Annotated in this window: 24 protein-coding genes; 16 read left to right on the top strand and 8 right to left on the bottom strand. The window is 48.5% G+C overall.

Features of this window, described 5'->3' with window-relative positions:
- Window positions 1–48 precede the first annotated feature (48 nt).
- The 13 genes from bioB (at window position 49) to NO559_RS06360 (ending at window position 13,783) form a co-directional block, all read left to right on the top strand.
- Complete coding sequence (gene bioB, locus NO559_RS06420; RefSeq protein ID WP_258330980.1) at window positions 49–1,092, top strand: biotin synthase BioB; 1,044 nt, start codon at window positions 49–51, stop codon at window positions 1,090–1,092.
- Window positions 1,093–1,118: 26 nt separating this feature from the next.
- A complete protein-coding gene (gene bioF / locus NO559_RS06415; protein WP_258330979.1) occupies window positions 1,119–2,288 on the top strand; it encodes an 8-amino-7-oxononanoate synthase in 1,170 nt (389 codons plus the stop codon).
- Window positions 2,288–3,904 (top strand): malonyl-ACP O-methyltransferase BioC, encoded by a 1,617-nt coding sequence (gene bioC, locus NO559_RS06410; RefSeq protein WP_258330978.1) that lies wholly within the window; start codon window positions 2,288–2,290, stop codon window positions 3,902–3,904. The genes bioF and bioC overlap by 1 nt, the downstream gene beginning before the upstream one ends.
- Window positions 3,897–4,577: a dethiobiotin synthase gene (gene bioD, locus NO559_RS06405; protein ID WP_258330977.1), complete on the top strand. Its 681-nt coding sequence runs from the start codon at window positions 3,897–3,899 to the stop codon at window positions 4,575–4,577. The genes bioC and bioD overlap by 8 nt, the downstream gene beginning before the upstream one ends.
- A gap of 195 nt (window positions 4,578–4,772) precedes the next feature.
- The gene (locus NO559_RS06400; RefSeq protein ID WP_258330976.1) at window positions 4,773–5,054 is read left to right on the top strand and encodes a hypothetical protein; all 282 of its coding nucleotides are present in this window, start codon (window positions 4,773–4,775) and stop codon (window positions 5,052–5,054) included.
- Window positions 5,055–5,127: 73 nt separating this feature from the next.
- On the top strand, window positions 5,128–5,892 hold the full coding sequence (locus NO559_RS06395) for a putative metalloprotease CJM1_0395 family protein (RefSeq protein ID WP_258330975.1): 765 nt from the start codon (window positions 5,128–5,130) through the stop codon (window positions 5,890–5,892).
- 951 nt (window positions 5,893–6,843) lie between these two features.
- Entirely contained in the window at window positions 6,844–7,026 is a 183-nt protein-coding gene (locus tag NO559_RS06390; protein ID WP_258330974.1) for a DUF3094 domain-containing protein, read from the top strand.
- Window positions 7,027–7,176: 150 nt separating this feature from the next.
- Window positions 7,177–8,052: an HYR domain-containing protein gene (locus NO559_RS06385; RefSeq protein ID WP_258330973.1), complete on the top strand. Its 876-nt coding sequence runs from the start codon at window positions 7,177–7,179 to the stop codon at window positions 8,050–8,052.
- 103 nt (window positions 8,053–8,155) lie between these two features.
- Entirely contained in the window at window positions 8,156–8,794 is a 639-nt protein-coding gene (pdxH, locus tag NO559_RS06380; protein ID WP_258330972.1) for a pyridoxamine 5'-phosphate oxidase, read from the top strand.
- 81 nt (window positions 8,795–8,875) lie between these two features.
- Entirely contained in the window at window positions 8,876–10,273 is a 1,398-nt protein-coding gene (sthA, locus tag NO559_RS06375) for a Si-specific NAD(P)(+) transhydrogenase (protein ID WP_258330971.1), read from the top strand.
- Between the two features lie 117 nt (window positions 10,274–10,390).
- Entirely contained in the window at window positions 10,391–11,218 is an 828-nt protein-coding gene (locus NO559_RS06370) for an ion transporter (protein ID WP_258330970.1), read from the top strand.
- A gap of 335 nt (window positions 11,219–11,553) precedes the next feature.
- Window positions 11,554–12,408 carry a PEP-CTERM sorting domain-containing protein gene (locus NO559_RS06365; protein WP_258330969.1) on the top strand — a complete coding sequence of 285 codons (855 nt, stop codon included), beginning with the start codon at window positions 11,554–11,556 and terminating at the stop codon, window positions 12,406–12,408.
- A gap of 130 nt (window positions 12,409–12,538) precedes the next feature.
- Window positions 12,539–13,783: an HDOD domain-containing protein gene (locus tag NO559_RS06360; RefSeq protein WP_258330968.1), complete on the top strand. Its 1,245-nt coding sequence runs from the start codon at window positions 12,539–12,541 to the stop codon at window positions 13,781–13,783.
- Between the two features lie 68 nt (window positions 13,784–13,851).
- On the opposite strand, the gene NO559_RS06355 is transcribed toward NO559_RS06360, so the two are convergent.
- The 3 genes from NO559_RS06355 to NO559_RS06345 all read right to left on the bottom strand — a co-directional run bounded on the left by NO559_RS06355 (window position 13,852) and on the right by NO559_RS06345 (window position 17,372).
- Entirely contained in the window at window positions 13,852–14,613 is a 762-nt protein-coding gene (locus NO559_RS06355; protein WP_258330967.1) for a dimethylarginine dimethylaminohydrolase family protein, read from the bottom strand.
- Window positions 14,614–14,631: 18 nt separating this feature from the next.
- Window positions 14,632–15,588, bottom strand: a complete 957-nt coding sequence (mmuM, locus tag NO559_RS06350) for a homocysteine S-methyltransferase (RefSeq protein WP_258330966.1) — start codon at window positions 15,586–15,588, stop codon at window positions 14,632–14,634.
- 125 nt (window positions 15,589–15,713) lie between these two features.
- Window positions 15,714–17,372 (bottom strand): tetratricopeptide repeat-containing sulfotransferase family protein, encoded by a 1,659-nt coding sequence (locus NO559_RS06345; RefSeq protein WP_258330965.1) that lies wholly within the window; start codon window positions 17,370–17,372, stop codon window positions 15,714–15,716.
- A gap of 298 nt (window positions 17,373–17,670) precedes the next feature.
- On the opposite strand from NO559_RS06345, the gene NO559_RS06340 reads away from it, so the two are divergent.
- From NO559_RS06340 to NO559_RS06330, 3 genes are all read left to right on the top strand, one after another.
- The gene (locus NO559_RS06340; protein ID WP_258330964.1) at window positions 17,671–19,974 is read left to right on the top strand and encodes a TonB-dependent receptor; all 2,304 of its coding nucleotides are present in this window, start codon (window positions 17,671–17,673) and stop codon (window positions 19,972–19,974) included.
- Between the two features lie 253 nt (window positions 19,975–20,227).
- The gene (locus NO559_RS06335; RefSeq protein WP_258330963.1) at window positions 20,228–21,388 is read left to right on the top strand and encodes a type III PLP-dependent enzyme; all 1,161 of its coding nucleotides are present in this window, start codon (window positions 20,228–20,230) and stop codon (window positions 21,386–21,388) included.
- A gap of 160 nt (window positions 21,389–21,548) precedes the next feature.
- Window positions 21,549–22,532 carry an FAD:protein FMN transferase gene (locus NO559_RS06330; RefSeq protein WP_258330962.1) on the top strand — a complete coding sequence of 328 codons (984 nt, stop codon included), beginning with the start codon at window positions 21,549–21,551 and terminating at the stop codon, window positions 22,530–22,532.
- Here the strand turns inward: NO559_RS06330 and NO559_RS06325 are convergent.
- The 5 genes from NO559_RS06325 to NO559_RS06305 all read right to left on the bottom strand — a co-directional run bounded on the left by NO559_RS06325 (window position 22,529) and on the right by NO559_RS06305 (window position 25,795).
- Complete coding sequence (locus tag NO559_RS06325; protein WP_258330961.1) at window positions 22,529–23,683, bottom strand: DUF3570 domain-containing protein; 1,155 nt, start codon at window positions 23,681–23,683, stop codon at window positions 22,529–22,531. The genes NO559_RS06330 and NO559_RS06325 overlap by 4 nt on opposite strands.
- Window positions 23,670–23,885, bottom strand: a complete 216-nt coding sequence (locus tag NO559_RS06320; RefSeq protein ID WP_258330960.1) for a DUF4266 domain-containing protein — start codon at window positions 23,883–23,885, stop codon at window positions 23,670–23,672. Before NO559_RS06320 ends, NO559_RS06325 begins: the two co-directional genes overlap by 14 nt.
- 1 nt (window position 23,886) lies before the next feature.
- Complete coding sequence (locus tag NO559_RS06315) at window positions 23,887–24,375, bottom strand: TlpA disulfide reductase family protein (RefSeq protein ID WP_258330959.1); 489 nt, start codon at window positions 24,373–24,375, stop codon at window positions 23,887–23,889.
- A 62-nt stretch (window positions 24,376–24,437) separates the two neighbouring features.
- A complete protein-coding gene (locus NO559_RS06310) occupies window positions 24,438–25,073 on the bottom strand; it encodes an outer membrane beta-barrel domain-containing protein (protein ID WP_258330958.1) in 636 nt (211 codons plus the stop codon).
- On the bottom strand, window positions 25,043–25,795 hold the full coding sequence (locus NO559_RS06305) for an SH3 domain-containing protein (RefSeq protein ID WP_258330957.1): 753 nt from the start codon (window positions 25,793–25,795) through the stop codon (window positions 25,043–25,045). The genes NO559_RS06310 and NO559_RS06305 overlap by 31 nt, the downstream gene beginning before the upstream one ends.
- Between the last annotated feature and the right edge of the window lie 7 nt (window positions 25,796–25,802).

The following is a 25,802-nucleotide window of genomic DNA, read 5'->3' as shown; positions in this document are numbered from 1 at the left end:
TATCTTACCCATAGCGTTGATACGTTGGAATAACCTGCGAGTATAAACATGACCGAATTACGCCATGATTGGAGCCTAGCGGAAGTACAGGCCCTATTTGACCTACCCTTTAACGACTTGTTGTTTAAGGCGCAAACCGTACACCGCGAGAACTTCGACCCCAACCAAGTGCAGGTCAGCACCCTGTTATCGATTAAAACCGGTGCCTGCCCCGAAGACTGCAAGTACTGCCCGCAGAGCAACCGCTACGATACCGGCCTAGAAAAAGAAAAGTTGATGGAAATAGAAAAAGTCATCAACGAAGCTCGCGCCGCTAAAGCCACCGGCGCTACCCGTTTTTGCATGGGTGCGGCCTGGCGTTCGCCCAAGAAAAAAGACATGCCCTATGTCACCGCCATGGTTAAAGAAGTGAAGGCCATGGGCCTAGAAACCTGCATGACTTTGGGTATGCTAAGTTCCGATCAAGCACAGGAGCTATCAGAAGCGGGCTTAGATTATTACAACCACAACCTAGACACCTCGCCCGAATACTACGGCGATGTTATTACTACCCGCACTTACTCCGACCGTTTAAATACCCTGGCCAATGTGCGCGATGCCGGCATGAAAGTGTGCAGCGGCGGCATAGTGGGCATGGGTGAGTCGGCCAAAGATCGCGCCGGTTTATTAATACAATTAGCCAACTTGCCTGTGCACCCCGAGTCGGTGCCGGTCAATATGTTGGTCAAAGTTGAGGGTACCCCTTTTGCCGATTTAGAAGATTTGGATAATTTTGATTTTATACGCACCATCGCAGTCGCGCGTATCTTAATGCCCAAATCTCATGTGCGCTTATCGGCGGGCCGCGAAGCCATGAACCAAGAGATGCATGCCTTGGCCTACTTTGCCGGTGCTAACTCTATTTTCTACGGCGAAAAATTATTAACCACTCCCAATCCCGAAGCCAACAAAGACTTACAGTTGTTTGATCGTTTAGGTATTAAGCCCGAAGACAGAGACGGCCAGCACTGCGATGATGAGTTAGAAGGCCGTTTGCTAGAAGATGTAGAAAAGGCCACTAACGATAAGTTCTTCTACGACGCCAGCGCGTAAACCGCTGGCCGTTTTAGCCTCTCGCAATGAGCCCGCTAGATTCCCTCGCTGCTGCGCTTACCCAGCGCAAGCAGCAGCACCTGTACCGATCACGCCCCCTGTTAGAAAGCGCACAGGGCGCGCGCGTGTGCGTGGATGGTAAAAATTATCACAATTTTTGCAGCAATGATTACCTGGGCTTGGCCAATCACCCGCAAGTGATTGCGGCTTTTCAGCAAGCTGCTAATGACTATGGGGTAGGTAGTGGCGGCTCGCATCTAGTATGTGGCCACAGCCGTTTGCATCATCAGTTAGAAGAAGAGCTGGCCGCCTTTACCGGCCGCGATAGAGTGTTGCTGTTTTCCACCGGCTATATGGCCAACCTGGGTATTATTAATGCCTTAGTGGGCAAGCAAGATGCGGTGTTTGAAGATAAATTAAATCACGCCTCGCTATTAGATGGCGGTTTATTATCCGGCGCTAAATTTCAACGCTTTTTGCACAATGATGTGGCCAGCCTAGCGAAAAAACTTAGCGCCAGCACTGCCACAAGAAAGCTTATAGTGGTAGACGGCGTGTTTAGTATGGACGGTGACTGCGCACCGCTTACCGAGTTAGCGGCTTTAGCGCAGCAACAAAATGCCTGGCTAATGGTGGACGATGCCCACGGTTTTGGTGTGTTGGGCGAGCAGGGCGCAGGTTGCGCTGAACACTTTCAGCTAGATCAACAACAGCTGCCTATTTTAATGGCAACACTGGGCAAAGCGGCCGGTAGCTTCGGCGCCTTTGTCGCGGGCAGTGAAGTGTTAATAGAAACTTTGATTCAATTTGCCCGCCCTTATATTTATACCACCGCCTTGCCACCAGCGGTAGCGGCAGCCTCCCTAGCCAGCTTGGCGGTTATACGTGATGACCGTGCGCGCAGGCAAAAACTACAGCATTTAATCGGCCATTTTAAACAGCAAGCGCAGGCCCAAGGCATCGCTTTAATGCCTTCGGACACCGCTATACAGCCCTTGTTAATAGGCGACAGTGCCAAAGCCTTGGCCATTAGCCAAGCGCTGGCGGCGCAAGGTTTTATGGTGGGGGCGATACGGCCGCCGACAGTACCCAATAATACGGCCCGTTTACGTATTACGCTAACAGCCGATCATAGCGAGCAGCATATCAACGACTTAGTAGTGGCCTTGGCCCAAATCATGGCCGAGTTGTGCTAATGCATTATCAAACCTTAGCCGCACGCAATGGCTTGGCCGATGCTGAACATTTATTGCTGTTACACGGCTGGGGTATAGCCAGCAGCGTGTGGCAGCCCTGCCTGTCGCAGCTCAATGAAAACTATCATATTACCTTGGTAGATTTGCCGGGCTTTGGCCGTAGTGTTGACGTACCCAGCCAGCCCTTGCCAGTATTATTGGCGCAGCTTAATCAGCTGATGCCCGCGCCCTATACGGTGTTGGGATTTTCTTTGGGGGGCATGTTGGCGGTGCAGTTGGCGGCGCAGTTTCCCCAGCGCGTGCAAAGGCTGATTAGCATTGCTAGCAATGCGGTTTTTGTGCAGCAAGAGGGCTGGCCGCAGGCCATGGCGGATGAAATCTTTCAACAGTTTTATCAACTGGCCGAGCGCTCGCCAGCGGCTTGTTTAAAACGCTTTTTATTATTACAGGCCAAGGGCAGTGATGATGAAAAAAACCTGGTCAAAAAACTGCGTGAGCTCAGTGATGAGCAAGTGCCTAGCGCTAATAGCTTAACCGCGGCCTTGCGTTTATTGGTGGACATCGACAATCGCGCAGCACTTAAAAATTTGCCGCAGCCAGTGCTTTGCATATTAGGCGAGCACGATCAATTGGTACCGGTCGCTTGCGCCAGTAATTTAGAACCGCTGGCGACAGAGCTGCAAGTGATTAGTGGTGCCAGCCATGTGCCCTTAGTCAGTGACGCGCAAAAGTGCTGTGCAGCGATAAGCGCATTTATGCAGCGCCACCCCGTTGCCATTAGCCACGAAAGTTGTTGCGAAAAAAAACGCAACAAGCTTTCGGTCGCCAAATCTTTTGCTAAGGCCGCTTCCACTTATGATGAGGTGGCAGGTTTACAAAGAGATATAGGCCAACAGCTATTAAGCTATCTGCCCAAAACTACAGGCGCAGAGCGGGTGCTGGATTTAGGTTGCGGCACCGGTTATTTTTTACCTAAGCTGCAGCAGCAATTAGCGCCCCAGCAATTAGTGGCTTTTGATTTGGCCGAAGGCATGTTGCAATTTGCTCGCGGCCACAGAGATTTAGAGTCCACCATTTTTTTATGCGGTGATGCCGAAGCTATGCCCCTGGCCGATAACAGCGTAGATATAATTTTTTCCAGCTTGGCGATACAGTGGTGCGAAGCACCGCAAGATTTATTCGCCGAAATTTTTCGGGTATTAAAACCCGGCGGCCGTTTTGTGTTTGCCACTTTGGGGCCCGATACGCTAAAAGAATTACGCAGCGCCTGGCAGCAAGTGGACAGCTATGTGCATGTTAATCAATTCTTAGCACAAGCCGTAGTCACACAAGCCATTGCGCGAGCCGGTTTTGCCGTGCAGCACTGGCAAGAGCAAACGGTAGAGCTGCAATACAGCAAGCTCAATCAGCTGACCCGCGAGCTAAAAGCCTTGGGTGCGCACAATGTTAATGCCGGCAGGCCTACGGGCTTAACCGGCAAGCAGCGCATTAAAGCGCTGTTGGCAGCTTATGAGCAATACCGCAATCCACAGGGCATGCTGCCAGCCACTTATCAGGTGTGGTACGGGGTGGTAGCCAAGCCTTTAGAAACCAGCGAAGAGTCACAACATGGGTAAAAAATATTTTATCGCAGGCACCGATACCGATGCCGGTAAAACCTTAGTCGCCACTGGCTTGTTAGAGGCGGCCAATCAACAAGGCTTAAAAACTCTAGCCATCAAACCGGTAGCGGCAGGCTGTGAACACAGTGAGGGCGGGTTGCGCAATAGTGACGCGCTGTTGCTGCAGCAGGCCATGTCAGGTGATTTACCCTATGAGCAGGTTAACCCCATCGCTTTGGAGCCTGCCATCGCCCCGCATATAGCCGCCGAGCAACTGGGCAAGCAGCTGAGAGTGGCGCAATTGGCCGGCTATTGCCGCGGTGTGATGACTCAGGCCAGTGATTTTTTACTTATTGAAGGTGCCGGCGGCTGGCGAGTGCCTTTAAACAGGATGGAGACGCTGGCCGGGTTGGCCAAAGAGCTGAATACCCCGGTGATACTAGTAGTGGGCATGAAGCTGGGCTGTATTAGCCATGCCCTATTAACTGTAGAGGCCATACAAAGAGATGGCCTGCCGCTGGCGGGCTGGGTGGCCAATCGCATAGACCCTGAGATGAGTTGTTATGAAGAAAACTTCGCAACCCTAAAGGATTTAATACCCGCGCCTTGCCTAGGTGCAGTGCCACATTTAGACAATGCCAATGGCAAAGTGGCTTCACAATACTTGGATATCTCCTTATTAGCCTAGCCCGTGTGGGTAAGGCTAAGAACCGCCAGTGGCTAATCGCTTGTTTTATATAGCTATTATGTCTTGCTGCTGTGCAGGCTATCACAGATAGCGCTAGCGTTTGCGGCGATACTTTGCTTAAATTATGAGCAGGCTGACGACGCTTGGTAGTTTGTTCACCGAGCTCGTACTTACCGGTTCTTTCTAGGAGTCATTATGAACCCCGTACTATCCACAGGTTTAGCAGGTATACAGGCTGGCCAAAACAGCGCACAAAGTGCCGCCCAAAAAATAGCTAGCGCATCAGTGACTACCCCCACCGATACCGAGGCGGTAGATGCCGTCAATGAGGCGACAGCGCCAGCCAGCAGTGGCTTGGATGCGATTACCGAAGGTGCGGTAGAGCTGCTGCGAAGTGAGCAGCAAGTACAGGCTTCAGCGGCGGTGGTACAAACAGCAGATGAAACCTTGGGCACGCTTATTGATACTGTGGTTTAGTGGCTGTATAGGCTGATAGCTTTAGCCGCAATAGCGTATTTGCCCGTAAACAGTAACGTGAATGTAAGCAATCATGATTAGCAGCATAGGCGTTAATACTTTCCCCTCCAATGCCAATACCGTGTCCCCCTTTGCGACCAGCGGGCGGGAAGCTGTAGGCTTAGAAAATCTAGAAGCCAAAGACGATTTATTTTCCCCTGTTGAAGAGCCTCCCAAAAAAGAAGCGGCATTAAACGACGATAAAAAAGAGCGGGTAGGCGATGAGCCGCGCCGCCAAGGTGAGCAGCAGGCGGGGTCAGAGCAGGACGATTTAGATGAAAGTGAGCTCGCTCAAATAAGAGAGCTGAGAGCCAGAGATGCCGAAGTCAGAGCTCATGAGGCGGCCCATGCTAGCGTTGGCGGGCAGTATGCGGGGGCACCTTCCTATAGTTATGAAACCGGCCCCAATGGGGTGAAGTACGCGGTAGGTGGCGAAGTGTCTATCTCACTGCCTGCGAACGCAGATAACCCCCTACAGACCATACAAGCCGCCGAGCAAGTGCGTAGAGCGGCTTTGGCACCGGCAGATCCTTCTGGCCAAGATAGGCGGGTAGCGGCCAGTGCCGCAAGAGTAGCCATCTCGGCCAGAGCGGAGCTCAGAGCCCAGCAAGCAGAGGAAAGGCGTTTAGCGGCCGCTGAAAAAGCCGAGGCTAAAAGCGAGCGCGAGCTGGCAGAGGCGCAGCGCAAAAGCCGCATAGAGTCGGTGCGCAGCAGTAACTTTTTAAGTAGTAATTTGTCCACCCCAGAGAATGTTTCTGGGGCCAATGCTCCGGGGCAGGTGTTAGACCAAATCGTTTAGCTTCGGGCTTATTAATTAATGATGAAAAAGCTCCTGCCTTGGTAGGAGCTTTTTTTGCCTGAGAAATCTTTGCTGATTGTGAGGTTTAATTACGCCGATGGCTGAGCCGGATACTGTCGCTACATGGACTGGCCCCTCCCCCCTTTATCTAGAAAGACGCCCGCATCCGCTACTGAGCCTTAAGGCGCTACGCTGTCTCATCCGCTACCACGGCCAGCCCCTTTATATTTCGCGACAGCACCCGGCTCAGCCCTCTGGCATCATGCGAGTGCCGATTTTAAAGTTCAGAAAACTTCGCTCTAATATCATCACGATAGGCAGGTAATGGCAGAAGGTTATTGCGGAATATAAAAGATGAGCGCTGAGTGAGCGCCTGAGACCGGCTGGTTTCCCCGCAGGGGAGGCGGGCTCAGGCGGGAGTGAAGGCAGCCCGGAGGGCCGCCATCATGGAGCAATGACCTTGTGCCATTGCCGGGTTAGAAACTTCTCACTATGTATTCCAACGAGCATGCTTCTTCATTTGCTGGGAAAAGCTTAGGCCAGCACTGTGGTTTACTAAACCCGATGACTGAGCCGGGTGCCATCGCTACATGGCCTGTCCCCTCCCCCCTTTATCTAAAAAGACGCCCGCGTCCGCTACTGAGCCTTAAGGCGCTACGCTGTCTCATCCGCTACCCCGGCCAGCCCTTTTATATTTCGCGACAGCACCCGGCTCATCCCTCTGGCATCATACGAGTGCCGATTTTAAAGTTCAGAAAACTTCGCTCTAATATCATCACGATAGGCAGGTAATGACCTTGTGCCATTGCCGGGTTCAAAACTCCTAACTATGCCAACGACTAAACTTTTTTTACTGAGATAGCGATGTTTGCTACAGCCATTAAACCGTGTGCTTAGCCACAATATTTGCGATAATCGCCAACTTAACCGCCTTTTTAACAAGAGACTGTGATGAATAATAAACGACAATTATCACCTGAAGACCAGTTAAAGGTTGATGGCTTTTTGCAGCGTGGCGTTAACTCGGTAGAGCGCAAACCCTTTAAGCCTTTAAAATTACTGGCCATATTATTGATTATGGTTACGGGGCTGAGCGTCTTTAGCCTGCTCTTGGCAAGGGCTGCCGGTCTATAAGGGTTTATCCCGTCATTGCTTAAAATATCGACTTAATCACGTTAATTCTCAGCCGCTATGCGCGACTTCACAATTGCCGCTAACACAAGTTGTTAGGCGGGCTGGCCTCTATACACTCCAACCCAGTAGTAACAGTTGTTGGAGTTTGTTATGCGTATTATTTGTTTGTTGGTGATATTAATCTTGTCGGGTCAACAGGCCATGGCCGCCAAAGGGGGTAAAGGTGGTGGCAAGGGCGGTAAGGATAGGGCTGCGCCATCTATAGAAGTGCCTGGGGATATGACGGTAGAGGCTAGCTCTGCGGCGGGTGCCGTAGTTAGCTATAGCGTTAATGTTAGCGATAATAAAGATGCCCAGCCCAGTTATTCGTGTAGTCCTGCTTCCGGGGCTTTATTCCCACTAGCCGAGACTCAGGTGAATTGTAGTGCGGTAGATAGTAGTGGCAATCGCAGCCAAGCTAGCTTTAGCGTTAATGTGCAGGATAGCATCGCCCCTACACTAACATTGCCAGAAAATAGACTGGTTGAGTCCACGACTGCTGAGCCCGTAGCGGTGACTTATCAAGCCTTTGCAATCGATGCTGTGGATGGCGATACCGCGGTGAGCTGTTTGCCGGCTTCTGGTAGCTTATTTGCTGTAGGTGAGAGCTCTGTGCAGTGTAATGCGGTGGATCAGTCGGGCAATTCCGTGGCCGCCAGCTTTTTGGTGACGGTAAATTTGGTGGAGTTAGAGCCAGAAAATCCAGCTCCAGAATGGCAAGCTAAGTCTATTACGGTTACCTGGCAGGCCCCCACTACCCGCGCTGATGGTAGTGCTTTAGCCATGAGTGAACTGGGTGGCTATGATATATATGTGGTGGCTGAAACCTCTGGCGCGGATAAGGTGATTAACGTCCCCAGTGGTTCTGAAACGGCCCATATTTACTGGCCTGAGCAGCCTGATACCTATCATTTTTCCATCGCTTCCTACGATACCGCGGGGGTGAGCAGCGCACTGTCAAATACCGTATCGGTAGTGATTGAGTAAACCTTCCCCCAAAGCGTTGCGCGGGCGTATTAATTTCACTTATTAATGCGTCCGCTCATGTATAATCGCCCCCAATTATTTCTTGAGTATTGGGTGAGTTATTATGGGTATAGACGCTATTCGCCGTGATTATTTGCAGGGCGGTTTGCACCGCAAAGATCTTAGCGATAACCCCTTCGATCAATTTTCCTTATGGCTAGAGCAGGCCGTGGCTGCCGGGCTTAAAGACCCCACCGCCATGACTGTGGCAACCGTAGACAGCCAAGGTCAGCCTTCTCAGCGTATAGTCTTGCTAAAAGATGTATCCCAGGCAGGCTTTGTGTTTTACACCAACTTCGGCAGCCGCAAAGCTCAGGACCTGGCGCAAAACAACCGCATTAGCCTGCATTTTCCCTGGCATGAGTTAGAGCGGCAGGTAAAAATCTGCGGCGTGGCCCATAAAGTGCCAGCCGCGCAGGCAGCTAAATACTTCTTATCCCGTCCCACCGAAAGCCAATTAGCGGCTTGGGCCTCTCACCAGAGTCGGCCGGTGTCTACCCGTGAGCTGTTAATGCAACAGTTTACCAATATGAAAGCCAAGTTTGCGGATGGTAAAATTCCGCTGCCCGATTTTTGGGGGGGGTTCTGCGTGGTGCCCCAGCAAATTGAGTTTTGGCAGGGCGGTGCCAACCGTTTACATGACCGCTTTCAGTACACCAGGCAAGCCGACGATAGCTGGGCTATAGAGCGCTTAGCGCCCTAGCCTTAACAGTGCTCAAAAACATGGGCAGCTGTGTTAAAATTGCCCCTTTCATTTTTGTTGATTAGTAGAGATTTCCCTTATATGCCGAGTTATAAGTACGATTTATTAGTAATAGGTTCAGGTCCTGCGGGTGAGGGTGCAGCCATTACCTCGGCCAAGGCGGGTATGAAAGTGGGCGTGATTGAAAGCTATAGCATGGTCGGTGGCAATTGCACCCACAAAGGGACTATCCCCTCTAAATCACTGCGTCATGTGGTGAAGCAAATTATACGTTTTAACAGCAACCCCCTGTTTCACCGCGCTGGCAAGGCTTTATGGCCCAGCTACCCTGAGGTGCTAAAACAGGCCGAGCAAGTGATCCCCAGGCAGGTGGATATGCGTTCGGAGTTTTACGTACATAACCGCATACACCTGCATATAGGTGTGGCCAGCTTTGAAGATGCCAACACCATTATTGTTAAAACCGGTGAGGGGGCAGTTGAAAAAATCTCCGCCGATAAAATTATTATTGCCACGGGTTCACGGCCTTATAATCCACAAAATGTCGACTTCAGTCATGAGCGTGTCTATGACAGCGACAGCATATTAAGTATGCAGCATACCCCGCAAACTTTAATTATTTATGGCGCGGGTGTTATTGGTTGTGAGTACGCGTCTATCTTTTCTGGCTTAGGTGTTAAGGTCGATTTAATCAATAACCGCGATAGGCTGCTGTCCTTTTTGGACGACGAGATTTCCGATGCCTTGAGTTACCACCTGCGGGTAGGCGGTGTCACCGTAAGACACGACGAGGTTTACAAGTCAGTAGAAGCTACCGACGAAGGCGTTACCATGGTGATGGAGTCGGGCAAGCGTATACATGCCGATGCTTTGCTATGGTGTAATGGCCGCACCGGTAATACCGATAGCCTAGCTTTGGAGTCTATAGGCTTAAACGCCGATCATCGCGGCCAGCTATCGGTTAACGAGCATTATGAAACCGACGTGGAAAATATTTTTGCTATAGGTGACGTGGTAGGCTGGCCCAGTTTGGCTAGCGCTTCTTATGACCAAGGCCGCTCAGTGGCAAGGTATATTTGTGGCGAAAATAGCCGCTTTATTACCGAGGCCCCTACCGGTATTTATACCCTGCCTGAAATTAGCTCTATAGGTAAAACCGAAAACGAACTTACCGCTGCAAAAGTACCTTACGAAGTGGGTAGAGCCTTTTTTAAGGATACCGCCAGAGCGCAAATATCCGGCGAAAGTGTGGGTATGCTAAAAATATTATTCCACGCTGATAGCTTACAGATTTTAGGCATACATTGTTTTGGTGCTGAGGCCTCAGAGATTATCCACATAGGCCAAGCGGTTATGAGCCAGGAAGGCGAAGCCAATAGCTTAAAATACTTTGTACGAACCACCTTTAACTACCCCACCATGGCAGAGGCTTATAGAGTGGCGGCACTGGATGGCTTGAATAGAGTTAATCGTTTTTAAACAATAATATGTGAGTGGCGTTAGCCAGCAGGCGCGCCACACCAAATTGTTCTTAGTGTCTTTCTATGGCGTTGTTTCTCAGCGCTGTTAAATTAAAATCTTGCGCGTAGACCCTCGATGAAAAATATTGCCATGCCTTCACCCTCTTCATGGAAATTTTTAAAATATTTACAGTTTTTAGAATCCAGCCAATGGTTTCAGGGCTTGGTGATTTTTATTATTGTGTTATCGGCTTTGATGATAGGGGCCAAAACCTATGATATCCCACCCGTTGCCGAACAAATATTATGGGCGCTAGATTGGGCGGTTACCGTATTCTTTTTAATAGAGCTTTGTTTGCGGTTTGCCGTATGCGAAAAAAAGCGCCGGTTTTTTTGTGATGGTTGGAATGTGTTCGATACCTTGGTGGTGGTCGGTAGCTTAATACCATTAGACAATGCCGATGCCGTGTTGGTGGGGCGTTTGCTGCGGGTGTTTAGAGTGTTGCGTTTGGTATCGGTAGTGCCAGAGCTGCGCTTTTTAATTAACTCCTTGCTTAAAGCCATACCGCGTATGGGTTATATAGCCTTGTTGATGTTTATAATTTTTTATATCTATGCGGCTATAGGCTCGCTGATGTTTCAAGAAATTAACCCTGTGCTATGGGATGATGTCAGCATCTCCATGCTCACCTTGTTTAGGGTTGCAACCTTTGAAGACTGGACGGATGTGATGTATGAAACCATGACGGTCTACCCGATTAGCTGGGTCTATTATCTCACGTTTATTTTTCTCACCGCTTTTGTGTTTTTAAATATGATGGTGGGCGCTATTTTAGAAGTGATGAGCGCCGAGCAAAATAGCCAGGATGTACAGCAGGCGCATCAAGAGCGCGAAGAGTTGGCGCAGCAAATTGCAGCCATGAAAATACAGTTGGACGGCATAGAGCGGCTATTAAAAAAATAGTTGGCGACTGTCGAAAAAATAATCACCTTGTTTTGAGCGATTTTAAGGGGATATATAGGCCAACAAAATAAATACTGTGACTTATATCACATAAAAGCCTTGTAAAAACTGCTCAGAAATAAGCAGGGTTTTTAATATTCCTACAGTTAATTAAAAACAGTAGCGCTGCATTTTTGCCGTGTCGGATAGTTTTACGCTAGCGGCTAGATGAATTACTAAGCCTTTGTTTTTTATTGTAATAATCCGTTTGGTCTAGTTATTGCAAATATTGACCTCCAGTCAGCAATGAAATGTATTGTTTTGGCAAAAACATTTATTAAAGGGAGATCAATAAAATGAAATTCACAAAGTTAGCTGTGGCTATATTAGCGTCAACAGCATTACCGGTATTCGCTACAGCTATTACGACAGACATCGTAACTGTGGTCGATGAGTCCGGCTCGATGGGTGGGGAGCACGCATGGATAGGCGGTATGATAACCTCACTGGATACAGCCTTAGCCGCAGAGGCGGGTGCTGATCCGTTTAGCGCGCAATATGGATTAGTCGGTTTTGGCGGTGGTGGCGGTCACACTGGCGGTCATAGTCATTTAGTGGGTGGTGGTGAGTTTGGTACGGCGGCAGAGTTTAATACGGCTACCGGGGGCTTACTACTCAATGGCTTTCTTGAGGATGGCTACTCAGGCATTAATACCGCTCTAGGTTATACCGGCCAAGCCAATTCAGTAAGAAATATTATTTTAGTCACTGACGAAGATCGCGATACCCATGATGCAGGTTTGAGCTATGCCTCTATGGCAGCCGATTTAGCCAGCGATAAAGCGCTATTAAATGCGGTTATTAACTCCAGCATATACTGTGGCGATAACTCAGTAGCCTTAGGTATGGACAGTGATGGTACCGGCTACAAGGCCGATGGTAGTGGTGGTTTTACTACCTGTGCAGGGGCTTATGGTAGCGGCAACTCTAGCTGGAACGATTATGCCTTATTAGCTTTTGGCACTGGTGGTGCGGCATGGGATTTAAATCAACTGCGTGCCGGTGGCTTAACTGCGGATTCGTTTACCGCAGCTTTTGTCGACATCAAAGTACAGGAGACCATTATTCGTACTCCCGAGCCTAGCAGCTTAGGCCTATTGGGATTAGGTTTAGCGGGCTTAATTTGGGGTCGCAAAAAAGCGAAAGCTTAATTTCTATAGCTTAGTTTTTAATTAATCTACAAAACCTGGGCAATGCCCGGGTTTTTTTGTTTTGAATAGGCGTCGTAACCGTTATTATCATCTATAGTGAATAGCAATCTACAGGTGATAACACTGAGTTATGGAAAGCAAAAAAAATTTAGCATTAATTGCGCAATACTCTCCTTTTGATCGTTTAGATAAAGAGCTATTTGCTCAAATAGCAGTCTATATCGATATAGAACTCGCCGCCAAAGGCAGTGTTTTATTTGATGTAGGCGATATCGATATAGATGAATATTACCTGGTGCAAGGTGAGATTAGCCTGGAAGCCAAAGATGGCCGCAAGCAAATGTTGAATGCTAGCGACAGCCGCGCCAAGCTACCTATTGCACGCTTGCGCCCCAGAATGTACCGGGCCGTAGCTGCAAGCGATATATTGTATTTCTCACTGAGCAAGTCGGTATTAGATGAGCTACAAAGGGGCATGAACGACCAGTCTAATGGCTTTGTGGTGGGTGATATGAAGTCGCAGGCCGGGGAAGATGGCCGCATATTGCTGCACGAGTTTCAGCAAGAGTTGGCCGCTGGGCGTTTTGTGTTGCCTAGTTTGCCCGAGACAGCGTTGAAAATACGTGAAAAAGCCGACGATAAAGATAGTAACCTAGCGGATATTGCCGCCTTGGTTAATACCGACCCAGCGATTGCCGCCAAATTATTAAAAACCGCAAATAGCCCGCTATACCGAGGCGTCTCCAGTTGTACTAACACCCAGGCCGCGATATCGCGGTTAGGTATAATAACCACCAAACAGTTGGTTACCAGCTTTGCGGTTTTATCTTTATTTAAATCTGACTCCCACACCACTATAGAGCGCATGGAGCGGCTGTGGAAACAGAGCATAGAAGTGGCCGCTTTTAGTTTTGTACTGGCCAAGCACTTGCCCACCTTTAATGAAGACGAGGCTATGCTGGCCGGGGTGTTACATCGCATAGGCGAACTGGTGATTATCAGCTTTGCTGAGCACTTTTATGATTTAAGTACTGACCAGCAACATTTGGATTCGGTGATTATGTTACTCAGCGGCCATGTAGGTGGCATGGTGTTAGAGAAATGGGATTTCGCCCCCGAGTTAGTCGCTGTGGCCAGGGAGTATGGCGACTGGCTGCGCCACCGTGAAGGAGAGGATGAGCTGGATTATTGTGGTTTGGTGCAAGTCGCCTCTCTGTATGCTACCCAAAGCGGTGGCAGTATGGATGCTGCTGATGAGGCTTCTAGCATACCGGCATTTCAAAAAATTGCTCTCAGCCCAGAGCAAACCCATGAAATATTCCAAGAGGGTCAAGAGCAGCTCGCAGAGATTCGAGCACTATTAAATGGGCGTTGAGCTAAGAGCTTAGGGGCGGCTATATTCTTAAGCCCGCCCCTAAGTGTTGCATGGCATAAGCGCGCAGCTTAAAAACGCAGCGACAAGCAGCTTAAGCCGCCATCCACTTTACGAAATTCTGATACATCTACCGCCAAGGTTTTATAACCCTGATCCTCTATCAACTGCTGGGTTTTTGGATAGCCGGCAGGCACTAACACTGTATCATTAACCCAGACTGAGTTTGCTGCGTAGCTCTCGCTGGGGTCTACTTCCAGCAAGGTGTATTGTTGAAACTCCGGCTTCGTTAAAAACTCCCCGCAGGCCAAGAGCTTATTATTTTCTAAATAGCCCAGCCCCGTTTTTAAATGCAGTACTTCAGACAAGCTAACCACCGAGCCGCTGTGGCCGTACTTTTCTAAGTGGGCAATCATTTGCTCAGCGCCCTGTTGGTTGGTTCTAGCCGATAGCCCTATGTAGTAGTGGTTGCCCACCATCATAATATCGCCCGCTTCTACTGTGCCGGGCGCCTCTATAGTTTCTATGGCCGAGTAAAAGTTGGGTATATGCCTTGCCATGTCTATCACTTCGCCTTGGCGGCTGGCTGCGCCGGGGTTGGTAATAATGGCGCAGTTAGGCGTACACAACGCCGTGTCTTCTACAAAGCAGGAGTCGGGGAAGTCATTGTCAGCGGGCAATACCGTCACTGCTAAACCGCATTGCTCTAAAGCTTTTATATATTGCTGGTGCTGTTCTAGGGCTAGCGCATAATCGGGCTGGCCTAAATTAGCTGAGCTGATCCCCGCAATTAAATTGGGGCAGGGAGTACGAACTATGGCTTTGCTAAACATAAAATAATTCCTAAAAATTTACAGTTTGGAAACTGGAGAAGAAGCTTGTAAGTGCTGTTGAATTTGCCGTATATGCTCAGGCCCCATACGGCAGCAGCCACCTATAATACTCGCGCCACTTTGTTGCCAGCTGGCTGCGGCCTCACCGCACTCCAGTGGGCTAGCTGTTCCGTGCCAGCTATTAGTGCTGGCCTCATAGTGTTCGCCGGAGTTGGGGTAAACCACAACGGCTAGCGCTGGCGCGGTTTGTTTGATACGGCTAATTAATTCATTGATAAACAGTGGCGAGCTGCAGTTAACCCCTATAGCACGCACTTTGGGGTGCTGAGCAAAGAGTTGGGCGCAGGCTTCAATAGGGCTGCCGTCATTTAAATGTTGGCCATCTTGGCAGGAAAAAGTCACCCAGGCTGGAGTTTGGCATTGGGCTAATAGCGAGTGCAAAACCTTGGCTTCTTGTAGGCTGGGTATGGTTTCGCAAGCTAATACATCGGCACCGCTTTGATCCAGCCATTGCAAGCGTTGCTGGTGAAATTCAACCAGGCTGGCATCGCTTACGCCGTAGTTGCCGGTATATTCGGAGCCATCGCCTAAAGGTGCGCCATAGGGGCCTACGCTGGCAGCGACCAATAGCGGTCTGTTGTTATCGGGGTGCTGGGCTAAGTATTCACTGCGTGCGGTAATGGCTAAGCGCACCGATGACAGTATTAAGTCTTGCGCCTGTTCGGCATTTAAGCCTAGGCTCATAAAGCCCGCAAGGGTTGCCTGATAACTGGCGGTGATAGCGCAGTTGGCACCGGCTTCGTAATAGGCGCGATGGGCGTTGATAATTGCCTGCGGTTGATTGAGTAGTAGTTCAGCCGACCATAACTTAGAGTTAAGTGTATAGCCCTGCGCCTCTAACTCCGTCGCTAAGCCGCCATCGAGAATAATAGGCTGGCCATTGCGCAGTAATTGTTCAAAAGTCATGTTGGGCATAGTGCACACCATTCAGCAGAGGGGCTGTAAAAGATGGCTGCTAAGTCTATGCAATAATATTAAAGCTGTCCTGAAAAGCTTGTAAAAAAATTGTTACAAATATGGCGGGTATTGCGAATCAGCTTTTATATGGGGTAGCGCTCTAACAGCGGCCCTAAGGCTTGTTTGAGCGGCCCTAAATGCGCCTCATAATTACGCCATTGCTCTAAGCCCTCTTTAAAAATAGGCTGTCGCACTTGCTCAGAGCTGGGGGTGCGTATGGCTCTATCGGTTTCGTAAAAGCGCAGGCATTGTTCTTCAAAGGGCAGCTCGCAATACTCTAATAGCCGGCGTATTTGGGTTTCGGCATCGGCCACCATATCTTCATATTGCACGCGCAATACGCGGCCGGGTAGTACTTTGTCCCAGTGGTCCATGACATTAACATAGTTGCGATAGTAGTGGCCTATATCCTCCAGTTTATAAGTAAAGGTCTGGCCCTGTGCAAATAATTGTTTAAAGCCCGCAAAGCAACCCGCCATAGGGTGGCGCCTAGCATCAATAATTTTGGCGTTAGGTAAAATCAAATGGATTAAACCTATGTGCATAAAATTATTGGGCATTTTATCAATAAAATACGGAGTGTCACTGCGCTGTATGCGAGTCGTTTTTAAATAGCTTTCGCCTAGCGCTTTAAATTGTTCGGGGGGCAGGTCGGCTAAAATTTCGGGGTATTTTGATGCGGGATTATTTTTTAGTTTGCCACCTAACATTCGCGACATAGCAATAATATCCGGTAATTCAGCGGTGCCTTCAACCTGTGAGTGGCTGGCCAGTATTTGCTCTAATAAGGTTGAGCCTGCTCTGGGTAGGCCGACTATAAAAATAGGGTCTTTAGCTGTGCAGCCCACTCCTTGCCGTTGCTTAAAAAACTCTGCATTGCAGGTGTGAATTTGCCTTACCGCGTTATGCATATTTTTTTTAGGGCTATACACATGGCCTATGCTGCGTATAGCGTTACCGCGCTGATAAAACTTAAAGGATTCATCAAACTCCTTTTTATCTTCCAATGCTTTACCTAGGGCAAAGGCCAGGTGGCTTTGATCCTCGGCATTACCGCCCTGCTCGGTAACTTGCTGGCGCATAGCGGCTATGTCTTCATCGCTAAATCTAAAGGTTTTTAAATTCGCCAAGCTCCAGTACACCTCGCCCAGCTCTGGCCTTAGTTTGATGACTTTTCTATAGGCACTAATGGCTTCGTCTACCCGCCCCAAAGTTTTTAAAATATGGCCATAGCTGAGTTGAGCTTTGGCTTGATGAGGGTATTGTGCAAACACCTGCTCATAAATAGGCAGGGCGCTAAGATGATCACCCATGCGTACCAAGATGGTCGCCTTTAGCAATAAATAGTTAGCGTTATTGGCATCTAAGCTGAGTAATTTTTCGGCTTGCTCTAAGGCTGCTTCTAATTTTTGGCTGCGCATTAGCGCCGAGGCGTAGTTGTGCCTGGCCAAATGAAAATCGGGGGCCAGTTGCAGGCAGCGCTCTAATAATAATTTGGCATCGTCAAAACGATTAAGGCGTATGCCTAAATCCGCCAACAGGCGTATAGCTGAAACATCTGTAGGATCTTTTTTTAAAACATCGCGAATTAGAGTTTCGGCTTTGGAGAGCTCGCCTTGCTGTAGGTGCTCGGCGGCTGTTACTAGCTCAGGATGTTTTTTAGCGCTGGCGGGTAGGGCCGCATCACTGTGGTTAAGACTATCTATGGTGGGTGCATCGGGGTTATTGGCGGCGGTGCTCATAGGGCTTCCTGTTTTATTATTGTGACTGCGCTCAGGCGGCTAATAGTATCGCTTAATAAGGGGGTACACTGCAAAGTTCGCAGCGGATGTTACATTATATTTACATTTGTGCCGATAAGGCTTCTATAGGCGGCTTGTAACTTAACGGAATCGGTCTAGAGTACAAATTATGAGCTGCGATAGCATTAAGCAAGGACGCGGCCGCTGTTCAGTTCTCTAACAATAATAGCTACAACAATAACGGGGATTGATACATGAATACTGGAGCAAAATACCAAAAACACGCTTAGCTGCGTTTATGCAGCAGCGCCGTCGTCAGTTGTTGGCCGGGGCCTTATTGCTGCCCACTTATGCCATCAACGCAGCACCTGTGTTGGAAGAGGTTATAGTCAGCGCGCAAAAGCGTGATGCTAATTTGCAGGATACGGCTGTTTCTGTGCAGGTTCTGGGTGGTGAGGCGCTTAGTGACCTCAATGTGAAAGGCTTCGATGACTATATTCAGTTTTTACCTACAGTATCTTTTGACACGACTAGGCCCGGTGTAGCCCAAGTCTATATGCGAGGTATTAGCAGCGGTGGTGATGGTAACCATTCAGCCTCTATGCCTAGTGTGGGGGTATATTTAGATGAACAACCCATCACTACAATCAATGAGGTCTTAGACCTGCACGCTTATGATATTGCGCGCATAGAGACATTAGCTGGGCCGCAGGGCACGCTTTTCGGTGCGAGCAGCCAGTCAGGCACCTTAAGAATCATCACCAATAAGCCAGTTATGGGTGAGTTTGAAGCAGGCTACGATGTCTCCGGTAATAAAGTTGAGCATGGTGATGAGGGCTATACCTTAGAAGGCTTTGTGAATATTCCTTTAGCCGATAATACCGCCCTGCGTTTAGTGGGCTGGCATGATAAAGCTGGCGGTTATATTGATAATGTTGAAAGAACGGTAACTTTTGCTGCTAGCGGCCTTACGGCAACATCTAAAGCCGAAGAAAATTTTAATGATGTCACCACTTCCGGTATGCGGGCTTTATTAAAAGTCGACTTAAATGATCGCTGGACGGTAACGCCCGGCATCACTTATCAAGAAATGAAGTCCAACGGTGTTTTCAGTCATGACCCCGATGAATTGGGCGACCTTAATACCCAAGAATATTTTGATACTTTTTACGATGAAGAGTGGTATCAAGCCAGCCTCACCGTAGAGGGTAAGGTGGGTAATTTAGACTTGGTTTATGCCGGAGCTTATTTGGATAGAGATCGTATATCTGAATATGATTACACCGGATATGCCGAGTATCTAGAAGATGTTTATGCCTACTATGGTTACGACTGTCTTTATTATCAGGCCGATGGCACGACCTGCGCCAATCCCAGCCAGTATGTAGATGGCGACGAGAATTTTAATCGCACCAGTCATGAGCTACGTATACAGTCTTCCCAAGATGAGCGCCTGCGCTTTATCGCCGGTATCTTTTATCAAGAGCAAGAGCATGAATTTGACCTACAGTGGGTAGTCCCCGATATGAACTCGGCTGATTCAGTTATACCCGGCGGCAAGACCACTTGGCAAACTCATCAAGTTCGTAATGATCAAGATCAAGCCATATTTGGTGAGGTAAGCTTTGATATTACTGAAGATATTACCGCGCTAGTGGGAGCGCGTTATTATGAGTATGACAATAAACTGTATGGTTTTAATGGTTTTATTGGTCACTGTACGGGGGATTATATTAACGGCCAGTTTGTAGAAGGTGCTGGCGCTAATGTGCCCCAGTACCCTTGTTTTGATACCAAGATATTAGACGGTAAACAATCCAATGAAGACTCTATTTGGAAGGGCAACCTTACCTATAACATCAGCGATGACTTGATGATTTATATCACCTACTCAGAAGGCTATAGGGCGGGTGGTGTTAACCGTGCGCGTGTAGATGGCATACCGGGTTATGAGGAAGACTTTACCAAAAACTACGAGTTTGGTTGGAAGACCAGTTGGCTAGAGAAGCGCCTGCGTTTTAATGGTGCCATCTATCAAGTGCAGTGGGATGATTTCCAGTACAGTATTTTAGACTTTGACGTCTCAAACCTAACGATTATTTATAATGCCGGTCAGGCTACGGTAAACGGTTTAGAGTTTGATATTGATTTTGCTGCTACCGATGAATTAATTTTGAAATTCTCCGGTTCTTATAATGATGCTGAATTGGACGATGACATTATTAATGACGGTGAGGTGCTGGCCCCTTCGGGAACACAAATGCCCTTTGTCCCTGAAATTCAATACACGGCCATAGCTCGCTATGCGACTGATGTGGGTGAGTTTAACGTTTATGGTCAGGCGGCGTTTTCCTACACCGACGACAGTTGGAGTGAGCTAGATGTCAGTGTGCGCTCTAAACAGTCCTCCTATGAGGTGTTAAATCTGGCGGCAGGCTTTACTATCAATAATACCAGCGTTGATTTCTTTATTGATAATGCCACCGACGAACGGGCAGAGCTGAATAAGGTCTATGCCGGTTATGATGCCTCTATAGATGAAGGGGTGACCAGTGTTAATAGGCCCAGAACAATCGGGGTGCGATTTGGCCAGCGCTTCTAAATAAGCCAACCCACTAACCAGCAAAGCCACAGCCGCCAAAGCCGCTGTGGCTTTTTTATGCCCTATGGCCTATTTACAATTCCTTACCTGCCATTAACATTTTTTGGCTTGTCTATTTATAGGGAGGCGTTACAGTGCAGCTTAAATTATGTAGTGTTTTTATTATCCAGTGGTTTGAGCCTAAATGTTTTGGGCTATGCTTTGATGACTAGCGCTAAGCTTACCCCGAGATGATCTGTTGATGGAGTTGAAAATGTCTAACCGTTACCGCGATACCGCCCAGCTTATCCAGCAAGCCGCGCCCTTGGAGTCCTTTTACTGCCTATCTACCGAGGCCTTAGCCAGACAGGCTAAGCGTTTTTTAGAGGGCTTCCCCGGTGTTATCGCCTATGCGGTAAAAGCTAACCCTACCCCAGAGCTAGTTAAAGAGTTAGCCGCCAGCGGCGTAGGCGCTTACGATGTTGCCTCGATTGCCGAAATCGCCTTAGTGCGCGGCATTATGCCCGAAGCCAACTTACTGTATGACAACCCCGTTAAGGCGCGCTATGAAATTGAGCAGGCCTACAATGAGTACGCCGTACGCAGTTTTTGTTTTGACGATGAATTAGAGTTTGAAAAATTACGCTCGGTCATTGGTGACGATAGTAATGTAGAGCTAACCCTGCGCTTTAAAATCCCTACCAATAATGCTAAGTACGACCTCAGTGCCAAGTTTGGTGCCGATGAAGAAGAGGCCATACGCCTGCTGCAAAAAGTACAGGCTGCCGGCTACCGCTGTGGTCTTACCTTTCACCCCGGTTCGCAATGCGCCAAGACTGGCTCCTATAGCGAGTACATAGTAACCGCAGCGAGCATAGTTAAGCGCTCCGGTGTGGCTATAGAAACTTTAAACGTGGGCGGTGGTTTCCCTAGCCGCTACATAGGCGAACAGCTGCCCAATTTAGAAGAATTTTTTGCCACTATAGGCCAGTCTTTTAACGAGCACTTCGATAGCCGCAGCTGCACTCTGGTATGTGAGCCAGGCCGTGCCTTAGTGGACTCTAGCATTTCGCTGCTAACCAGAGTTAAGCATAGGCGCGCCGATAACACCGTGTTTCTTAACGACGGTATCTACGGTGGTTTTATGGAGCAGTTATTTTCCCCCATCGTGCATCCGGTGCGCGTATTTAGAAACGGCGAAGAGCACAGCGGCAACGAGCAGCCCTTTACCGTATGGGGCCCCACCTGCGACTCGCTGGATAAGTTTGCTCACCAACCGCTCTTACCTGCCGATGTGGCCGAAGGCGATTGGATAGAGTTTGGTCTGATGGGTGGTTATGGTTCGTCTACTGCCACCGAGTTTAATGGCTTTACCTCTAACCGCTATGTGTATGTAGAGAAGGGCTTCCCCTATAAAGCCGAAACGTTGATGTAATCGCTATTAGTCAATAGCAAGCCCGGCCCCGTTTATCGGCGCCGGGTTTTTTTATGGTATTTAATCTCGAATTTTTTCGTTTCTGTGGGATTAGGCATAGCCACTACCGCCGGGCTAATTTATAGTTTCAGCTAGTTAAAAAACGGAAACGGATTAGCCTGTGCCAAAAAACAAATATTTTCTCGCAGCCCTAGCGCTGCAATGGGCGTTGTTGAGCACTGTAGCCAGTGCCGACTGGTTTAGCGATAGCCAAGCAATTATGGGCACCACTGTGTCGGTGGAGCTGTGGGCCGAGGATGAGCAACAAGGCCAGCGCGCCATGGCGGCAGTGTTTACCGAGATGCGCCGTATAGACAAGGCCATGAATCCCTGGGATGAACACAGCGAACTAGCGGCGATTAATAGGCAGGCCGCAATAGCGCCGGTGCTTATCTCTGAAGAGCTGCAGCAGTTAATTAGCAAGGCCTTATATTATTCACGTTTAAGTGAGGGGGCGTTTGATATTAGCTTTGCTTCGGTGTCGCAGTATTATCGTTTTCGCAGCGCCAAAAAACCCAGTGCGCAACAGCGGCAACAATTGCAGGGGGCGATTAATTATCACAACCTAGTATTGGATGAAAAAAACCGCAGTTTATTTTTTAAAGACGCGCGCATCAGCATAGATTTAGGCGGCATAGCCAAGGGCCATGCCGTAGATAGAGGCATAGCACTGCTGCAAAGTCACGGCATACATTCAGCCATAGTCAGTGCCGGTGGCGATAGCCGCGTGTTGGGCGATAAACATGGCCGGCCTTGGGTTATGGGCATACAGCACCCGCGTAAAAAAGATCAACACGCGCTGCGCATACCGCTGGCCAATACCGCTATTTCTACCTCGGGTGATTACGAGCGTTTTTTTATGGAGGGTGAGATACGCCACCACCATATTATTAATCCGCAAACCGCAGAGTCGGCTAGGGCAGTACAAAGTGTTACCGTATTGGCCGATAAGGCGGTGGATAGTGATGCACTATCCACTACGGTATTTGTATTGGGGGTAAAAAAAGGTTTGGCCTTAATCAATCAATTACCGGGCATAGATGCCATTATTATTGATGACCAAGGCCTGCTGCATTACTCAGCGGATTTGTTGCTGTCGCCCTAATACCAAATGCTGAAATAAAATTTAATGACATTGGCATCAAATTGATACAGCTCTTCTTCACCTATGGCGGCGCTGTCGTCGTCCAGGTTGGTGAAGTTGTTATAGTCAAACTCTATATAATCCCACTGTAAGGCAATTTTACTTTTTGCTATGTGCTTGCTGTAGCTGGGTAAAAAATAACTAATCCCCAAACCTATAGTGGTGTTTTCAAAGTCGCTTAGCTCTTTGTCTCGGGCGCGATAATCTTTTTCATCCTGCGAGGCAAATAAAAATAAGTCGCTGTAAAAATCGGCCTGAGTTTGTTCATAAGTACGATACTTAATATCAAACACCCAGTGCTCGCCTATGGGGTGGGTGTAATTAAGTTGATAGGTTTTTGCCTCTATGCCCCAGTCGTCAGTAAAAAATCGATATTCGGCTTTAATAGCGGCTCTATAGGGCAGGTAGTAAGCCAGGCGCAGTGAGGCAGCGTCGCTGGTGCGAGTACTGGGGTATACCTCTTGGGATAATTGATAGCCTTGGCTGGCATCTAAGGGGTTAATTAAAAAACGGTAGTTGCGGTAGGGGTTGTTTAAAAAACCCTCGTCACTAATGTTTTCATAGTTAAATCCCATAATGAGATTTTTGGTGAGTATTTGGCTTAAGCCAAAGCGGTAGTTTTGCCGGTCTATGTTTTCTTCAAAATCGTCATTGCCGTTTTGGCCTACGATGTCATTACCGCGGGCGTAGCCAAAGCTGATATTGGTTAAGTCGCCAAACATATCTTGGCTAATGCTAAAGTAGCTGGTTTCTGCTTGGTAGTCGTTTTCATCACTGCGGGTAATGCCCGCCGAGAGTAAACTTTTATCGACTAAATAAGTGGCACCCACGCTGTATTCGGTGCGCTCCTCGGTGTATTTGCTGGCACCGCTGGTGGTTACGTCTATAGAGGCGCTACTGACATTATCCACATAGTAGTTAGCGCTAATCGAAACTGTTTCGGCAAAGTTTTTACGCACTAATACCGAGGGGCCGTCTATGGTGACACCGCCGCCATCGTAGCTGTGGTATAGCGCATCTACCCGCTCTTCGGGTAGCACTACCGCATAGCTGAGTTGGCAGGCTGCCAGCGCCAGTGCGGCGCAGCGTGTGATGAGTTTAGTTACAGCCACAGCCACCTCCACCGCCGCCTTCGGCACCGCGGGCACCTTCACGGGCTTGGTATACGTGATGGGTGTAAGTGTCAGCCACCGGGTCGCGTTCAAAACTCATAATAGGGTCGGCCATGTTTTGGCGCTCATAAGGTTTTACCCAGGGCTGAATAGAACAGCCCGCGCTAGCGGCTAGCAGTAGCAGTAAAATGAAACGGCTCATATTATTCGCGTATTAATTGTTTGATTTGTTTTTCGTACATTTTTTCATAACCTGCCTGATAGGCCAGGTGTATAAAACGCATATTGCCGTCGCGGTCTACCAGTACAGTAGTGGGCATGGCATTAACATTATAAAGCTCGCTGGTGCGGTTTTCTGTGTCGTAGAGTATGGGGAAGCTCACCGGATTATCTTTTAACAAACCATTGGCAGCGGCGCTGTCGGTTTCTACATTCACACCTAGTACGGTAAAGCCTAGGCGTTGATATTTTTTATGCAGTTTATCCAGCTCGGGCATTTCTTTACGGCAGGGCCCACACCAGGAGGCCCAAAAATTAACCAATACCACATTGCCTTTTAATTCTTGTAGGCGAATATTATTGCCCTGATTACTTTTTAAGGTGAAGTCTGGCGCGGGCTTGTTCAGGCTTTCGGCGTGGGCCAGGCCCAGAGCAGATAATAATATCAGTGGAATCAATAAAAACTTTTTCATAGTGCTGCCTCGTTATATATGGCGATACAGTAGCTGTTACAAAATCTAGTATTGCTTAGTGTTTAAAAGAAATAACTCAAACCCATAGATAACTCTATATTGTTGGTGGTTTCTTCGCGGCCAAAGGTTTCGCGGTCAAAAATATGATCGCGCACGTCGATATGCACCGCTAAAAAATCAGTCAGTAATAATTGATAGCCGCCACCGTAGGTAATAGTGGCCCAGTCATCCCCTAAAAACTCGGTATTACCGGCACCCAGGGTGAGGTAAAAGTTGGAGTTAAAATTAAAGCGGTCACTAAAATGAATATGGCCGGGTAGTATATTAAAGCCTATGGCAATATTGGTTTGGGTAAATTCGCGCTGGTCTTCCACAAATAGCGGGGTGCCGCCGACCAACTCTTCGTAGCTGGTTAAATCGCCCTGCGCTTTGCTGTAGCTGGCTTCAAAAAAGATATATTCGCTAACATGCCAGGCAAAGCGGTATAGCTCTAAGTCGGTGGTCTCAAAATCTTCTATGCTAATCACACCGGCGTGTACGCTGATTGCGAAGTTTTCGCTGTCTATGGCGTCTACACCGATTTCGCGGCGATCTATGTCGGGGATAATAACCTGCTCGTTATCGTCCTGCGCTACTGCTGCGCTGGAAAAACTTAGCCAAGTTAAAATTAATAAAATGCGCTTATGCCTAATGTCCATGCTTCTATTTCTTCGTCATCGTCTCGGTTAGAAATTATTAGATAATTGCTGTATTGCAGTCGCAATAACAGTCGTTGCGCTAAATACATACGCAGCCCTGCTGCGGTATAGCTCACATTATCGTTGCGTTTTTTGGTGGCCGCTAAGTTGGACTTGGGCTGGGTTTGGTATCTTCCGCCGCCCACTGACACAAAGGGTGAGATGCGCCACTGCGGAAAGGGCTGGTGGCTGATGCCTATAAAACTGCCACTGCCATTGCTAGTGAGGCCGTAGGTTTCTAAGTAGCTGGCCTCTATAGAAAGATTGTCGGTTAAAAAATAACTGCCGTACACGCTAAGGGCATCGCTGCCACCAAAGTCGCCTATTTGTAGGCCGGTTTCCCATGTGCGGTGTTGGCTGCTGGCAAAGTCGGGCAGTGATATATCTAAGGGTTGTTGGCGGCTATCCAAGGTGAGGGCTATGGCGCTGGCGTGGGCCCAGCCTTGTATGCCATTAGCGGTTTCTACTTTGTACCAGTCGGTTTTGCTTTTAATAATGCTAATAGTTTCGCCGCGTTCAGCCACGTAAAACACGGTGTGACCCTTACCTGGCCCTTGATGGATATTGAGATAGGGCTCGGCTATTTGCGCTTGAAAATACTCGCTATCGGCTAAGGTTTTAACACTAACACTCAGTGTTAGTAGCAAAAATAAGAATGTGGTGTAGCTAGTTAGTTTTATCACAGCGCTT

It is taken from the genome of Dasania sp. GY-MA-18, from assembly GCF_024734385.1.
Taxonomy (GTDB): domain Bacteria; phylum Pseudomonadota; class Gammaproteobacteria; order Pseudomonadales; family Dasaniaceae; genus Dasania; species Dasania phycosphaerae.
This window is presented reverse-complemented; position numbering and strand designations above follow the sequence as displayed.